Source organism: Bulleidia sp. HCP3S3_C9 (assembly GCF_052064035.1).
Classification (GTDB): Bacteria; Bacillota_I; Bacilli_A; order Erysipelotrichales; family Erysipelotrichaceae; genus Bulleidia.
On record NZ_JBQHWJ010000159.1, the window covers coordinates 1 to 348 of the forward strand.

A 348-nucleotide genomic window follows, 5' to 3' on the forward strand; every position below is an offset into this window, starting at 1 on the left:
GGACACAGGTATTTCATGATTTCTTCAGTCATTGTCAGTATTTCAGCCACATGCATACATTCATTACTGTGTACTTCTGCAGGAACGCAATCCATAGCACGATGATATCTGCCATTCTGTTCGTTACACCAGATCAATGCATCGCAGTTCAGATCTGTAATGTTTCCAAATGTTCTTCCGACAATAAAATTTTCTTTTACAAAGCGGACAAGTCTTTCCACCTTTCCTTTTGTAAAGGGGTGTCTGCATTTACACAGCTTTGTATGGAAACCAATTGTTTTCATGAAGATCTCATAATCTTTCTGCCAGAGAGGATTTCCTTCCACATCTCTTCCGATGACTACGCTT

Annotated in this window: 1 pseudogene; it reads right to left on the minus strand. The window is 39.7% G+C overall.

Going from position 1 to position 348, the window contains the following annotated elements:
- Nucleotides 1–284: pseudogene (locus ACTND6_RS11235) on the minus strand (hypothetical protein); the annotation flags it as partial.
- Nucleotides 285–348: the final 64 nt, after the last annotated feature.